The sequence below is a fragment of the Microbispora amethystogenes genome (genome assembly GCF_016863015.1).
GTDB classification, from domain to species: domain Bacteria; phylum Actinomycetota; class Actinomycetes; order Streptosporangiales; family Streptosporangiaceae; genus Microbispora; species Microbispora amethystogenes.
Genome location: NZ_BOOB01000153.1, coordinates 1 through 656 on the forward strand (window position 1 = coordinate 1; position 656 = coordinate 656).

Genomic DNA, 656 nt, shown 5'->3' on the forward strand with positions numbered 1-656 from the left:
CTCACGGAAGGTCCTTTCGTCGGTGAGGGGGGTGACCCGTCGTCGCGGCGTCCGGGCCGCGATGCGGGAGGCCGGGCGCCACTTGTCACCGCGTGCGCGTGGTCACGGCCGGGGCAGGTCAGGCGGGCGGAGAGGGAACCGCTGCATGAGGGCCTGGGGCGGCGTCGCCGCGGACCCGCTCGGGGCGGGCCTTCGCCGGGGCGGCCGATCCGGCCGCCCCGGCGTTGTCTTCGATCAGACGCGGGTCCAGCGCTGGTTGGCCTGCCCGTTGCAGGACCAGATCTGGAGCTTCACACCGTTGGCGGTGGAGTAGTTCGGCGCGTCGAGGCACTTGTTGGCCCCGACGGCGGTGATGCTCCCGTCACTGTTGAAGCGCCACTTCTGGTTGTTCTGTCCGTTGCAGTCCCAGATCTGCACCGCGGCGCCGTCGGCGGTGCTCATGTTGGCCACGTCGAGGCACTTGTTGCCGTACACCCGCAGTTCGCCGGAGCTGGTCGCGGTCCAGCTCTGGTTGGGCTGTCCGTTGCAGTCCCAGATCTGCACCTGGGTGCCGCTGGTCTGCGAGGCGTTGGGGACGTCCACACACCTGCCGGACGCGACTCCCTTGATCGCACCGGTGGACGAGGGGGGCACGCTCGGGCTGGAGCTGGGGCTGA

1 protein-coding gene is annotated in these 656 nt (G+C 70.4%); it reads right to left on the reverse strand.

What is annotated here, in order from left to right; all coding sequences use genetic code 11:
* Positions 1-234: 234 nt before the first annotated feature.
* Positions 235-656 (reverse strand): RICIN domain-containing protein (locus Mam01_RS36130; protein ID WP_204289705.1); only part of this gene is annotated, 422 nt, incomplete at its 5' end.